This window comes from Roseovarius litorisediminis, assembly GCF_900172295.1.
In the GTDB taxonomy this organism is placed as follows: domain Bacteria; phylum Pseudomonadota; class Alphaproteobacteria; order Rhodobacterales; family Rhodobacteraceae; genus Roseovarius; species Roseovarius litorisediminis.
Genome location: NZ_FWFL01000020.1, coordinates 1 through 13,406, shown reverse-complemented (window position 1 = coordinate 13,406; position 13,406 = coordinate 1). Strand labels below are relative to the sequence as shown.

The 13,406-nt window shown below is 58.1% G+C and carries 13 protein-coding genes and 1 pseudogene; 6 read left to right on the top strand and 8 right to left on the bottom strand.

The window, feature by feature from the left end; translation table 11 throughout:
- Both PEL8287_RS19360 and PEL8287_RS19355 read right to left on the bottom strand, forming a co-directional pair.
- On the bottom strand, nt 1–520 hold a 520-nt coding region (locus tag PEL8287_RS19360; RefSeq protein ID WP_139837835.1), incomplete at its 3' end, for a transposase.
- 92 nt (nt 521–612) lie between these two features.
- Complete coding sequence (locus PEL8287_RS19355) at nt 613–1,941, bottom strand: adenylate/guanylate cyclase domain-containing protein (protein WP_085894093.1); 1,329 nt, start codon at nt 1,939–1,941, stop codon at nt 613–615.
- Nucleotides 1,942–2,277: 336 nt separating this feature from the next.
- Between PEL8287_RS19355 and PEL8287_RS19350 the strand changes: the two genes are divergently transcribed.
- Both PEL8287_RS19350 and PEL8287_RS19345 read left to right on the top strand, forming a co-directional pair.
- Complete coding sequence (locus PEL8287_RS19350) at nt 2,278–2,958, top strand: M48 family metallopeptidase (RefSeq protein ID WP_085894092.1); 681 nt, start codon at nt 2,278–2,280, stop codon at nt 2,956–2,958.
- A 134-nt stretch (nt 2,959–3,092) separates the two neighbouring features.
- Nucleotides 3,093–5,291 carry a fused MFS/spermidine synthase gene (locus tag PEL8287_RS19345; RefSeq protein ID WP_085894091.1) on the top strand — a complete coding sequence of 733 codons (2,199 nt, stop codon included), beginning with the start codon at nt 3,093–3,095 and terminating at the stop codon, nt 5,289–5,291.
- Between the two features lie 40 nt (nt 5,292–5,331).
- Here the strand turns inward: PEL8287_RS19345 and PEL8287_RS19340 are convergent, their stop codons facing one another.
- The 5 genes from PEL8287_RS19340 to PEL8287_RS19320 all read right to left on the bottom strand — a co-directional run bounded on the left by PEL8287_RS19340 (nt 5,332) and on the right by PEL8287_RS19320 (nt 10,645).
- Complete coding sequence (locus PEL8287_RS19340) at nt 5,332–5,874, bottom strand: RSP_2648 family PIN domain-containing protein (protein WP_085894090.1); 543 nt, start codon at nt 5,872–5,874, stop codon at nt 5,332–5,334.
- Nucleotides 5,871–7,067 (bottom strand): RSP_2647 family RNA methyltransferase, encoded by a 1,197-nt coding sequence (locus tag PEL8287_RS19335; RefSeq protein WP_085894089.1) that lies wholly within the window; start codon nt 7,065–7,067, stop codon nt 5,871–5,873. Before PEL8287_RS19335 ends, PEL8287_RS19340 begins: the two co-directional genes overlap by 4 nt.
- Before the next feature lie 73 nt (nt 7,068–7,140).
- Nucleotides 7,141–7,413, bottom strand: a complete 273-nt coding sequence (locus PEL8287_RS19330) for a hypothetical protein (RefSeq protein WP_085894088.1) — start codon at nt 7,411–7,413, stop codon at nt 7,141–7,143.
- 1 nt (nt 7,414) lies between these two features.
- Nucleotides 7,415–10,201, bottom strand: a complete 2,787-nt coding sequence (gene glnE / locus PEL8287_RS19325) for a bifunctional [glutamate--ammonia ligase]-adenylyl-L-tyrosine phosphorylase/[glutamate--ammonia-ligase] adenylyltransferase (protein ID WP_085894087.1) — start codon at nt 10,199–10,201, stop codon at nt 7,415–7,417.
- 45 nt (nt 10,202–10,246) lie between these two features.
- The gene (locus PEL8287_RS19320; protein WP_085894086.1) at nt 10,247–10,645 is read right to left on the bottom strand and encodes a nuclear transport factor 2 family protein; all 399 of its coding nucleotides are present in this window, start codon (nt 10,643–10,645) and stop codon (nt 10,247–10,249) included.
- Nucleotides 10,646–10,689: 44 nt separating this feature from the next.
- On the opposite strand from PEL8287_RS19320, the gene PEL8287_RS19315 reads away from it, so the two are divergent.
- From PEL8287_RS19315 to PEL8287_RS19300, 4 genes are all read left to right on the top strand, one after another.
- Nucleotides 10,690–11,157: a YbaK/EbsC family protein gene (locus tag PEL8287_RS19315; protein WP_085894085.1), complete on the top strand. Its 468-nt coding sequence runs from the start codon at nt 10,690–10,692 to the stop codon at nt 11,155–11,157.
- Nucleotides 11,158–11,275: 118 nt separating this feature from the next.
- Nucleotides 11,276–11,698, top strand: coding sequence for a DUF2852 domain-containing protein (locus PEL8287_RS19310; protein ID WP_085894084.1), 423 nt, complete (start codon nt 11,276–11,278; stop codon nt 11,696–11,698).
- A gap of 55 nt (nt 11,699–11,753) precedes the next feature.
- Nucleotides 11,754–12,203: an RDD family protein gene (locus PEL8287_RS19305; protein WP_085894083.1), complete on the top strand. Its 450-nt coding sequence runs from the start codon at nt 11,754–11,756 to the stop codon at nt 12,201–12,203.
- A 97-nt stretch (nt 12,204–12,300) separates the two neighbouring features.
- Nucleotides 12,301–13,131, top strand: coding sequence for an arginyltransferase (locus PEL8287_RS19300; protein WP_085894094.1), 831 nt, complete (start codon nt 12,301–12,303; stop codon nt 13,129–13,131).
- Nucleotides 13,132–13,264: 133 nt separating this feature from the next.
- Here PEL8287_RS19300 and PEL8287_RS20400 read toward each other — a convergent pair.
- Nucleotides 13,265–13,406: pseudogene (locus PEL8287_RS20400) on the bottom strand (FAD binding domain-containing protein); the annotation flags it as partial.

Here is a 13,406-nt window from a genome sequence, read left to right as displayed (position 1 = left end):
CGGCTGGATCAATCTGCGAGACGTCCCAGTCCTCCTTCGGCGTCGAGTTCTGTTTGTTGGCATCTGCTTCGATCAGGCTTGCATCAATCGCCATGCGCTGACCGCTGACCAGACCTTCCGCGATGCAGCGCGCGACGGTCCCCTCGAACAGATGGCGCAGCAGTTCGCTGTCGCGGAAACGCCCATGTCGGTTTTTTGAAAACGTCGAGTGATCGGGGATGCGGTCGTTCAGATCAAGGCGGCAAAACCAGCGATACGCGAGGTTCAGATGCACCTCTTCGCAGAGCCGTCGCTCGGACCGGATGCCGAAGCAATAGCCGACCAACAGCATGCGGATCAGCAGTTCGGGATCGACGGAGGGGCGGCCCGTGTGGCTGTAGAACTCCGCAAGATGCGTGCGGATGCCGCCAAGATCGACGAACCGGTCGATGGAGCGCAGCAGGTGATCCTGTGGGACATGATCCTCAAGCGAGAACTCGTAGAACAGCGCCGGTTGCGCTTCCTGTCTTGGTCCCATCATCGCCGGTCCTCCCCCTCGATTACAGGAATTGAATCAGCAGTTCAGACTTCGATCAAGGAAGAGTTTTTCAACAAAATAAGCCCAAAGCAGACCTACTTTAACCGCGCCGAACAAATCGACCACTGCCCTTCAATACCCCGCAATTTATGCGCGCCAAGATTGTCGAAAATAATGCCGGACCCGGCCACCAAATCGCGCACGGTTTGCGAAACAAGAACCTGGCCTGCATCGGCCATCCCCCCGATACGTGCTGCGATGTGAACGGCTATTCCTGATACGTCACCATCAGAAATGGTACACTCCCCGGTGTGCAGACCAATGCGGACTTTCAGGCCGACCGCCTCAATCGCGGAATGGATAGAGTGTCCGCAACGGATCGCACGCGCCGGGCCATCGAACATCGCCAGAAACCCATCGCCAGTGGTCTTGATCTCGCGACCACCAAATATCTCCAGTTGATTTCTAACCTCGTCATGATGGGCCGCGAGAGTGTCATTCCAGGCTCTGTCGCCGATCTCATCGGCGATCTTGGTCGAACCCACTATGTCGGTGAACATGATCGTTCCGAGAACGCGTTCCTCGATCTGGCTTCTTGCCTGTCCAGTTAGAAACTGCCTGATCTCTGCTAACACACGTTCGGAGGTTTCGGTAAAGGGAACATGATCGTCAGCATCTATCTCGACCATCTTGGCGTTTGGGATACTCTTGGCCAGATATCGCCCGCTCGAACAGCTGACGATCTGATCGCGAGTAGCGTGCAAGATTAGGCTCGGAGCCTGCACTGAAGTGAGAATTGGCCTCACATCAATCTGAAGGTTCATTCGCAGAAGCGCCAGGGCCGCCGATGGAGAGGCACCGCCTCTCAGAAATCGGGCCCACCAGTTTCGGAATCTCGGATTATCCGAAAGGCTCGGAATGCGCTGCTCTATGTCTAGCGAGGTGCCCCATGAAGCACGTACTTTCTCGACCAAAAGGGCAATATCAACCTCTGAGAGCCCTTCCTTGTAGTCGTCATGCGCTCGACGGCTCGCGTAACTTCCCGCCAGCACGAGAGCACTGGTACGTTCCGGATAAGTGGCGGCGAACAACACGCTCATCGGCCCCCCTTCAGAATACCCGAAAATGGTGGCGCTCTCTGAGTCTACTGCGTCCATGACAGCTCTTACGTCATCCATACGTTCCTCAAGCGTCGCGGCGCCATCTCCCCGGTCCGACAAACCTGTTCCGCGCTTGTCGAACAGTATGACGCAACAAAAGCTCGAGAGCTCAGTAAGGAAACGTGCAACGACCGGCTCATCCCAGAAAAGATCGATGTTAGAGACCCACCCTGGAACAAAGACGAGGTCCTCCTCGCCATCGCCGAAAACCTGGTAAGCGATACTAATATCTTCGCTTAGAGTGTACTGGGTGTCTGGTCTCACAAATTTTTTCCTGAGTGTTTGCGGGTTACGATAGACTTATCGATGCTGTTTGGCGAGATGTTCAAGGACCGCTTTGTCCGCATTGCGGTCATACTACCCTTCTCAGCTGTCAGTGATCGCCATCGCGGTCCCAATTGCTGTATTCCACATTCCCGAACATCTACCCGGCTTGCCACCCCGACCTACTTTCCACCTCCAAAAGCCCCCGAAACGTAGGAAACGTACGTCCGTTTCCCTAAACCGCGACCGGGGCGTACGAAATCCGCGTACAGTTCGTACGATCCGTACGTTTTGATGCGGCTTGCCCCGGCCCCGGCCCTGCCCCATATATGACAGATGATCCGCTTTACCCCCATCCTGCTGGCCGTGCTTTACGCCTATGTCATGTACCGGTTTTCGGTCTGGCGCACGGCGCAAGAGCTGGACGCCAAGTCCACCGAACTGGCTGATCCCAAACTGAAAAAGATCACCGACAGGCTGGCCTTTGCCCTCGATATCCCGCGCGTGCGGGTGAATATCTATGAGATTGATCCCGTCAACGGTCTGGCCGCGCCCGATGGGCGCATCTTCATAACCCGCGGATTTTACAAGAAATTTCAAGAGGGCGATGTCACCGCAGAAGAGCTGGCAAGCGTCATAGCGCATGAATTGGGCCACGTCGCCCTGGGCCATACCCGCCGCCGGATGATTGATTTTTCCGGCCAGAACGCACTGCGCACCGCGCTGGCCATGGTGCTGGGCCGCTTCCTGCCGGGCGCGGGTGTCTGGATCGCGAATATGCTGACCACGCTTTTGGCCGCCCGCCTGTCGCGCGGTGATGAATACGAGGCCGATGAATACGCCGCCGCCCTGCTGATCAAGGCCGGAATCGGCACTTCACCGCAGAAGTCCTTGTTTTCAAAGCTGGAAAAGTTGACCCAATCGAATGGTGGTGCCGCGCCTGCATGGTTGCTGAGCCATCCCAAAACCGCCGAGCGCATTGACGCGATTGAAAAACTTGAAGCGCGCTGGCAGTAAACTCCGGCCCGTTCCAACACAGTTCACACATTGGTATCTGCGCGAGTTGCCGTAAACTGGCACAGATTGCGCCTCATTTTCTCCTGATTGTTTTGTTTCCTATTCGAAGACTATTTAGTTCTTGGAGACAGATTATGCAGCTTTCTCAGTCCTCGGCGCCGCACCGCGCCGGAGTGATATTACCGGTAATTTTCATCGCAACAATTTTCCTCAGCGCCTCTCTGCTGTTTTTTGTTCAACCGCTGTTTACCAAGATTGTTCTGCCACAAATCGGTGGGTCGCCTGCGATCTGGACAACCGCCATGCTGTTCTTCCAGACAGTCCTTATCGGCGGGTATCTTTATGCCCATCTGCTGACACGCCATGTGCCTGTCAATATTCAGCTTATCGTACATCTTGCGGTCTGGGCGCTGGCGCTTTTTTTCCTGCCGCTTGCCGTGCCGGGCGGGTGGCAATTTGATCCTGACGGCCCGATTGCCTGGCAAACGCTGATGTTGTTCGGCGTCGGCGTCGGTCTGCCGTTTTTTGCCCTTTCTGCCAATGCTCCGCTGATTCAGTTCTGGTATGGGCGCAGTGGTGGCCCGTCGGCTTCGGACCCCTATTTTCTTTATGGTGCCAGCAACCTGGGGTCGCTGGTGGCGCTTCTGGGATTTCCCTTGGTGGCCGAGCCACTTTTCGGGGCGTCAAAAATTGGCTTTGGCTGGGCGGTAGGCTTTGCAGCGCTCGGGGCCTTTTTGTTGATGAGCGGCCTGTCAGCGCGCGGCAGTGCAGCGCTTCAGGAAAAAACGCAGGCACCAACCTCAAAGCTTACCTTTGAACAGGTGTTCACCTGGGCGTTTCTGGCATTCATTCCCTCCTCTCTGATGCTGTCGGTCACGTCGAAGATCAGTCTTGATGTCGGCGCAATTCCACTGGTCTGGGTCATCCCCCTGGCACTCTACCTTCTCACCTTTGTGATGACCTTCAATAACAGACGCCTTTTGGGCGAGACAGTTTTCAAATGGAGCACCCGCTTGGCGCTTGCCTCTTTGATGCTGATTTTTGCAGGGTTCACCGGGGTCAGCCTTAGCTGGTTTTCGGTGGGTAATCTGATCATCGGATTCTTCATCGTCGCCCTTTACGCGCACCACAGACTTTATCAGGCACGTCCCGATGCGACGCATCTGACAGCGTTTTACCTGACAATGTCGATTGGTGGGGCTTTGGGCGGGCTGTTCAATTCAATCGTCGGACCAGTGCTGTTCTCGGGCCTTTACGAGGGCGGTACTACGGTCATTCTGGCCTTTCTGATGCTCATGAATCTCAGACAGGGCGGCATATCGATACCGCAGGCGCTTGTCCGAGGCGCTGTGATCGGTGGGTTCGCAGCACTTGTTGCCTATTTCGCCGCAAAAAACCTTGGGTTATCCGAGTTTTCGACAGTTCTGACCTGTCTCTTTGCAACCGGCATCACGGCTGCTGCCTATTTGCGAAACAACACCGCTTCTTACTATGCTGCCATGCTGGTTCTGGTACTAGCCGGAACCATGATGGTGCCGCAGAAAAGCCTTTTGCGCGATCGCAGCTTTTTCGGCTCTCATAAAGTGTATGAGGCCGGCACCCTCAGACTATACGGAAACGGCAATACCACCCATGGCGCACAACGCATTGCCGATGATACCGCAGAACGCCCCGAGCCGCTTTACTATTACCACCGCAACAGCCCGATGGCGCAGGTTCTTACCTCTGAACGTGGGATGAGGGCACAATCGGTAGGTATCGTCGGTCTGGGTGTCGGCTCTCTAGCCTGTTACAAACAGCCCGGACAGGACTGGCAGTTCTACGAAATCGACCGCATGGTCGACGACATCGCACGCAATCCAAAATTCTTCCGTTTCATGTCGGCCTGCGCCGGGGACTCCCCCACGCATCTGGGCGATGCAAGGGTTGTTCTGGCAGGGCAAAAGGATACGAAATACGACGTATTGGTTATCGACGCCTACAGCTCGGATTCTGTTCCGGTTCACCTGACAACACTTGAAGCGATCAAGCTTTACATGGATCGCCTGGCACCCGATGGCGTACTGGTCTTCCACATTTCCAACCGCTACTACGATATCGACAGGCCACTGGCCCGCAGCGCCGAGGCTCTGGGCCTGCAGGCACGCATGCAACGGTATTACGGCAATAGCGAAGTTGACCCGGGTGATACCGCGTCAATCGTCGTCACGCTCAGCCGCTCAACCGAGGCTCTGGGGGATCTGGCAAACGACCCACGGTGGAAAGAGATTACCGGCGACGGTGAAAAGGTCTGGACAGACGACTATGCCAACCTGCTGTCGATCCTCAAATAAAGTGATAGGGGTTCGGGGCTGTCACCTGCCCTGAACCATTTTATTCTGCCAGCGCCTTGCCCAGTCGGGGCATACGCGCCTTTTTCAGCAACGCGCGCATCTCCCAGGTTTTGCCGGACAGGCGGTTGGCGTCCGCCAGCACCTCTGCTCCCACATGCGCAACCAGATCGGGTTTCGCCTGCCAGATGCCATACAGAAAACTGTCGGGATCTGAGCGGCTTAATCCCTCTTCGGCCAGAATGTTGCGGGGAAAGTCCCGGGCATTCAGCGTGATGATCATGTCAGACGAGCCTGCAATTGCTGCAGCAAGCACATGCACATCTGCCGGGTCGGGCAACCACAAACGCGCCTCAAGTGACGGGGGGTAAGTTATCTCAGCACCGGGCCAGTCAGCCGCCAGAAGTGCCGCTTCGGCTTGCGCCTGTGCTGCGCCCTCAGGGCCCAGTTTCTGGGCAGCGTGCTGCCATTCCCGGATGATCCTCGACGACCACTGCGGCGTAAAAACACCTTTGGCGGCCACCCCCAGCAACATCTGACGCATCACCGTGGGATAGATCACGCAAGTGTCCAGCAGCGCCTTCATAGCCGATAGAACAAGGCCTTGAGATAGCCGGATTCGGCCAGTTGCGGATGCAGAGGATGATCCGGGCCTGCAGAGCCGGTGTGGATCAGCTGCCCCTCACGCCCGGCGCGTCCAATGCCACGTGTGCAGGCACTGCGGAACCGGGTCAGGTCCACCGCGTGTGAACATGAACACAGGCCCAGATAACCCCCTTCGGCCACCAACGGCGCCGCCAGCCGGGCCACGCGCTCATAGGCACGCAAACCTGCCTCAAGCGCCTTTTTCGACGGCGCAAAGGCGGGTGGATCGCAGATCACCACATCAAACTGCGCGCCCTCTTCGGCCAATGCTGTCAGCACGTCGAACGCATCGCCCTTGCGGGTTTCAAAACGATCCTGCATTCCCATCCTTGCAGCCCCCTCCTGCGCCAGATCCAGCGCCGGGGCCGAGCCATCGATCGCCAGCGCGGAGTCGGCACCGGCCGCCAAAGCCGCCAGTGAAAACCCGCCCACGTGCGAAAACACATCCAGCACCCGCGCGTTTTTGCAAAGACGCGCGGCAAAGGCATGGTTGGGACGTTGATCGTAGAACAAACCGGTCTTTTGCCCGCCTAACAGGTCCGCCATATAGGTGGCGCCATTCATCGGCACAGGCAGGGCTGCCTCGGGCGCCTTCCCGACCAGAACTGCGTTTACGTCATCCAGCCCTTCCAGCACCCGGGCGCGACCACTGGCGCTTTTCAGCACATGGCTGACGCCCGTGACCTCAACCAGTGCCGCTGTCAGTTGCGACAGGAAAACCTCGGCCCATGCAGCGTTGGGCTGAATCACCGCCACATCACCAAACCGATCGATCACAACGCCGGGCAGGCCATCGGCCTCGGCATGGATCAGCCGGTAATAAGGCTGATCATAAAGCCGCTCGCGCAAAGACAAAGCACGGGTCAGACGGGCAGCAAGCCAAGATTGATCAATCTGCGCCGCAGTGTCACGTTCTAACATGCGCGCCATGATGCGCGAGGCCGGATTGACGGCCACCAGCCCCAGAGGCTGACGCTCGCCATCCTCAAGCACGGCTATGGTTCCCGGCTCCATTTTCTTTGTGCGCCGGTCGGTAACCAGTTCATTGTCGTAAACCCAAGGATAGCCGTGCCGGATGGCGCGGGCCTGCGCCTTGGGTCTCATGCGAATAACGGGGTAAGGGGATTGCGTCATGCAATTCCCTTACGTGTTTTCTCAGACCTGCGAAAGTGCCGAAATACCATGCATCACGCTGAGGACCTGAGTCTCAGCTGTCGCGCGACCGTGATCGCCAGCCGCCACGCCGGCGCGGGGCGTCGGGCTTTTTCTGACCCTCCAGCATCACCTGTGTCATCGGATGATCGGGATTGTCTGGCTGATACCGAGCGATCAGTTCGGCCATTGCCGCTTGCACATCCTGGCCCTCGGGCACCGACAGGGCCCAATCCAGAAAAATCGACCGGCATTCGCCGATGACGATCCCGTCGATGCGATAGGCCTCGCGGATCAGACCCTTTGTGTCCAGCGGATCGCGTTTCATGTCACACCCCTTTGGGTTTGCGGTTCAATGCCGCGTCAATAATACGCCCGGCTTGGGCGGTTGCGGCATCTAGACTGGCCTGCAGTTCAGGCAGGTTTTCATGGCCGGTTTCGCGCAGAACAAACGCGGTGCCTCCCTCGCCGATACGCATAGGATCAAGCGCCTGATCGCCCATCAACCGTGCCACCTGAAGCACTTGCCAACAAAGACCATAGGCGCGCATCAGTGCCGCCCTGTCCGCGTCATCCAGCCAGCCAATTGCGACACCCGCCGCCAGACCTGCGGCAACACCGTGCGAAACCTCGCCCGCCATCAGTGCACCAGCCTGGGCAATCAGTTCAATCTCCTGCAAACGCCCGGGGCCCAGTTTGGTATCCCATGGACCATCGGGGGTTTTTGCACTGGCTATCCGGACACGCATTTCGCCCACTTCTTTCAGCACTGAATCCGGTTGACCTTTTTTGCCCAACAGGTCCACCCGGAAGGCCTCGACATCTTTTGCCAGGTCTTCATTGCCCGCAATCACCCGCGCCCGCGTCAGCGCCAGATGTTCCCAGGTCCAGGCATCGTTGCTTTGATAATCCTGAAACGAGGCCCAACCGGTTGCTACCGGCCCCTGATTGCCCGAGGGACGTAACCGCATATCAACTTCGTATAGCCGCCCCTCGGCCATGGGCGCCGTAATCGCTGTGATCATGGCCTGAGTCAGCCGTGAATAATATAGCCGCGAGGCCAGCGGTCGCCGCCCATCCGAGCCTTCAACGCCATCTGCATCATAAATCACGATCAGATCCAGATCGGATCCCGCATTCAACCGCGCCGCGCCAAGCGATCCCATACCCAAAACAACCGCACCACGCCCTGGCGGGGGCCCATGTTTCTTGGCGAAATGCGCAACAACCACCGGCCACACCGCGTTGATCACGGCACCCGCCAGATCAGCGTATTGAACACCCGCATAATCGGCATCAATCAAGCCGCGCAGATGATGCACACCTATGCGAAAATGCCATTCCTTGCGCCAGCGGCGGGCGGCGTCCAGTTTGCGTTCGTAATCATCCTCTCGGTCCATACGAGCGCCAAGTTCGGTTACAAGCGCGGCTTGTCCCGGCCATGGCGCAAAGAAATCCCCGGCAATAACCGCATCGAACACACCCGCATTGCGCGACAAGTGCCCTGCCAGCGCGGGCGCCGTGCCGACGATATCAACCAGCAGGTCGATCAATTGCGGATTGGCCTCGAAAAGCGAAAACACCTGCACGCCTGCGGGCAAACCGGCCAGAAACCCATCAAAGGCCAACAGTGACTCATTGGGATGTGCCGTGCGCGCCAGTCGCGACAATATATCGGGGCGCAGGCGCCGGAATATTTCAACCGCCCGGGCTGAGCGCAGCGCCGGATAGCTGGGCCAGCGATTGATCACCTCATTGTCCAGATTCCGGGTTTCATCCCCGGAATCTGCCGCCTCATCGGGTTTGAAGAAACCCTCGATCAGGTCGTGCACCTCATTCAGCCGGTCACGTAATTCGGTTTTCAGATCCTCCGGACCGCGCCCCATGAACGCCGCAAGACGCTGAAATTCATCGTCGGAGGTGGGCAGGCTGTGGGTCTGTGCATCGCGCAGCATCTGCAACCGGTGTTCGACCTCGCGGTGAAAGCGATAGTGCCGTATCAGAAGATCCGCCGCCTCGTCCTGAACCCAGCCTTTTTCGGCCAGGCGCGCCAGCCCCTCAACCGTGCCGCGCACCCGCAGATCGGGGTCGCGCCCGCCGGCAATGATCTGCCGGGTCTGGGTGAAAAATTCGATCTCACGAATGCCGCCTCGACCCAGCTTCATGTTGTGGCCTGGCAGCTCCAGCGCCCCGCCCAACCCCTTATGTTCGCGGATGCGCAGACGCATGTTATGCGCGTCCTCTATGGCCGCAAAATCCAGATGCTTGCGCCAGACAAACGGAGTCAGCACCTCCAGAAACCGTTCGCCCGCTGTGATATCCCCCGCACAGGGCCGGGCCTTGATATAGGCTGCCCGCTCCCATGTGCGGCCCAGACTTTCATAATAGGCTTCGGCCCCGGCCATCGCCATGCAAACCGGCGTGACCGACGGATCAGGCCGAAGCCGCAGATCGGTACGAAATACGTAGCCATCAGCGGTACGGTCACTCAGCATCGCTGCCATCCGACGCGTGGCGCGCACAAACGACGCCCGCGCCTCGTGATAGTCGTCCGGTGCATAACGGGTTTCATCGAACAGACAGATCAGGTCGATGTCAGAGCTGTAGTTCAGTTCGCCCGCCCCCATCTTGCCCATAGCCAGCGCTACCATGCCGCCGGCGGTGGCGACATCTTCGTCGGCCATCCCCGGAAGCTTGCCCCGCCGGATTTCCGCCCCAACGCATGCCCTGATTGCCAACTGCACAGACAGATCGGCGAAATCCGTCAGCGTGCCGGTGACCTGCTCCAGCGGCCAGACACCTGCCAGATCCGCCAGACCGGTCAATAACGCAACACGTCGCTTCGCCTGCCGCAACGCTACAGCCAGCGCATCCGGCGCCACTTCGGCCAGCGCTTTGAAAACACCCTCAATCGCGGCCTCCGGCGCCGCAAAAGCATCGGTTAGCCAGTCCCTTTCCTGCTCGGCCAGGGATTTAAGATAGGGGCTGCACCCGGTGGCCCCGTCGATCAGATCAGCCAGCGGGCCCGGCAGGCCGGGGAAAAGCGTGCGCATTTCGGCCCCCTGTTCAGGCTCAAACGCTTGGGGCAGACGGGTAATGCGCGATTCAAAATCCATAGCCGCGAAGATGTGGCAAAGGGTTTTCTGCGTCAATGACGTAACTCAAACACCCAAGGGGCCCCCGACACGCGTATCCTGGCTGAAGAGGTTCTTCCATCCCGCCCCTGTGCGCTGCCAAAGCGAGCTGACATACATCGCCTCAGATTGCGTTTCACCGATCCGCAAATACTCGGCGCGATAACACAGCAGCCGATGGTCCTTGCCGACCTCAAGCAGTCTGGCCTCGGTCAGCGCATAGCGTTCCACAGAGGGGCCGCCAGACAACTGACCCGCGTGATCGTCGCGCCCGGCAAATCCTGTGGGATAGACCCCCAGAAAGTCAGGCAGCAACAGATTTTTATCCGCCGCAGCGTCGCCCTCAACAAGCGCGCGCCAAACCGCGTGCTCGCAGACAAGAATCTCTTTAAGCGCAAGATCGGCTTCTGTGTCTTGATCTGTCATGCTAATCAGTTTCGCATGTGACCAAGCCAAGTCAACGAGGGACGATGTCAAAAAGCCTGAAACGCGTCACCAGCGCCTTGATCGACGCCGGGTGCGACAGCCAGCCGATTGAAGTCGGTCAGGCCACCACCGCACAAATGGCTGCCGATCTGGTCGGCTGCGCGGTGGATCAGATCGCCAAATCGATCATCTTTCGCGGCTCCGAGAGTGGCGCAGCAATTCTGTTCATCACTGCCGGCGGCAATCAGGTGGATGCGGCACAGGCCAGCGCGCTGGCACACGAGTGTCTTGGCAAGGCCGACGCCACATTGATCCGCGCGCAGACGGGCTTTGCCATTGGCGGCGTAGCGCCCCTTGGCCACCTCATCCCACCACGCGCGTTTTTCGATCCCCGACTGCTGGATTTTGATCAGGTCTGGGCCGCCGCGGGCTCTCCGCGCCATGTTTTTGCGATTTCACCACAGCTTTTATTGCAAATTTCCGGTGCGCAAGCCGCTGATTTTACAATATAAATAAAAATAATGTAAACATCATTCACATAACCTCTTGCAAGGTTGCCGCAGGAGACCAATCTTGGTGATGTGAAAAGCATTCACATTAACCAAAACGCCCACCGAAAGGACATTCCGCATGAGCACCCTCGCCCAATCCACCCCCGCCACCGGCCTGATGGGGTGGCTCTCGCGCGCCGAGGCCTGGCTGGACGACAAAGGTAAAGGCGCCTGGATCGTCGCCATGGTTCTGGCCTTCATCTTTGTCTGGCCACTTGGCCTTGGCCTTCTTGCCTATATGATCTGGAGCAATAAAATGTTCACCAAACCAAACGGCATGACTTGCAGCCATCGCCGCCGTCACATGCACATGAGCCGCCCAACCGGCAACGCCGCTTTTGACGCCTACAAATCTGAAACTCTGCGCAGACTGGAAGAAGAACAGGAAAACTTCGAGTCCTTCCTGCAGCGCCTGCGCGACGCCCGCGACAAGGCCGAGTTTGATCAGTTCATGGATGACCGCGCCAAAACCGCTGGCAGCAAAGCCCCGAAAGAGGCCTGAACTACACGGCCCGGGGTTTCCCGGGCCACCTCATCCCTGTAAACAAGGCCCCATCATGAACGACCCGTCCTGGCATATACCCGATCCCGACACCCAGCCCGAGTTTTACGCGGATGTCCCCACCAAGCGCCTGATTGCCTGGGTGGTTGATACCCTGGCGGTTATCGTGATCTGTCTGTTGATCCTGCCGTTCACGGCCTTTACCGGGATTTTCTTTTTCCCCTTTCTGATGCTGGTGGTGGGTTTTGCTTACCGCGTAATCACCATCGCCCGGAGTTCTGCCACCTGGGGCATGCAACTGACCGCGATTGAGTTCCGCACCCTGTCCGGCCAGCGGTTTGATCTGCAAATGGCGTTTCTGCACACGCTTGGTTTCACCGTTTCCTGCGGGTTTTTCCCGCTTCAGATCGCCTCGATTGTTCTGATGCTGACAACCAAACGGTCCCAGGGTCTTAGCGATCATGTGCTGGGCACAGTGGCGGTTAACCGGCGCGCCGCGCTCTGACCCCAAAACGCAACCGTTTTTCGGCGCGGGCTATTCAGACTTGGCGACTGCGGTCATCGTTGTTATCGTTGTCTTTAAAGCCACCAGAACAGACAATATGCGCCACACACTTCCCATCGCGCCCCAGTTTTATGTGACGGCCCCGCAGCCCTGCCCTTATCTGGAAGGCAGGATGGAACGCAAGCTGTTCACGGCGTTGCAGGGCGAAGGCGCTCAACGGCTGAATGACGGGCTGTCAAAACAAGGATTTCGGCGTTCGCAAAACGTGCTCTATCGCCCGTCCTGTGCCGATTGTGCCGCCTGCCTTTCAGCCAGGATCAACGTGGCCGATTTCAGCGCCTCGAAAAGCCAAAAAAGAACAGTCCGGCGAAATCAAAGGCTTGACCGACGCGCCACCTCACCCTGGGCCACCGAAGAACAATACGAGCTTTTTCGCACCTATCTGGAAAGCCGCCACGCCGAGGGCGGCATGGCCGATATGGATGCCTTTGAATTTGCGGCCATGGTCGAAGAAACGCCAATCCGCACACGGGTGGTTGAATATACCGACTGCGACACCGGCGAGTTGATCGCCGTCTGCCTGACCGACGTCCTGGATGACGGGGTCAGCTTGGTCTATTCCTTCTATAAACCTGAACGCCCACGCGATTCGCTTGGCACCTATATCATCCTTGATCATATTGAAATCGCAAAGGAAAACGGGCTTCCCCACGTCTACCTTGGCTATTGGGTGCCGGGCAGCGCCAAGATGGGGTACAAGGCCGGGTTTACCGGACTCGAGGTGTATTCGGGCGGTGAATGGCAAAAGATGCTCGACCCCGCGCATTTTGACGCCCAGGCCCACCCGCTGTCGAACGATCCGATTGCCGAACAAGTCGCCAATATCGCTTTGCCCGACGGCCGGCCGCTACACCCGAGACGTGGTTAGTTCGCTGTATTTCGCGAACAATCCGCTGATTTCACGCTAATTGTCAGCTATTCCCGAACAGTAAATCTCTGTTCTCGTGGGCCGGTCTGCGGTCCGGCGCACCATGCTCATTCCACGATGCGCCGGGTGTTTCTCACGCGTTATTGACGGCTCTTTTTGTCATGACGGTGACGAGATGTGCGCGGTAGGTTCCTGAGCCGTGGAGGTCCGAGATCATGGTTGATGCGTCGGGCGCGAGGCCGTCCAGGGCGTCGGGGTGGAAGTTGGCCGACAGG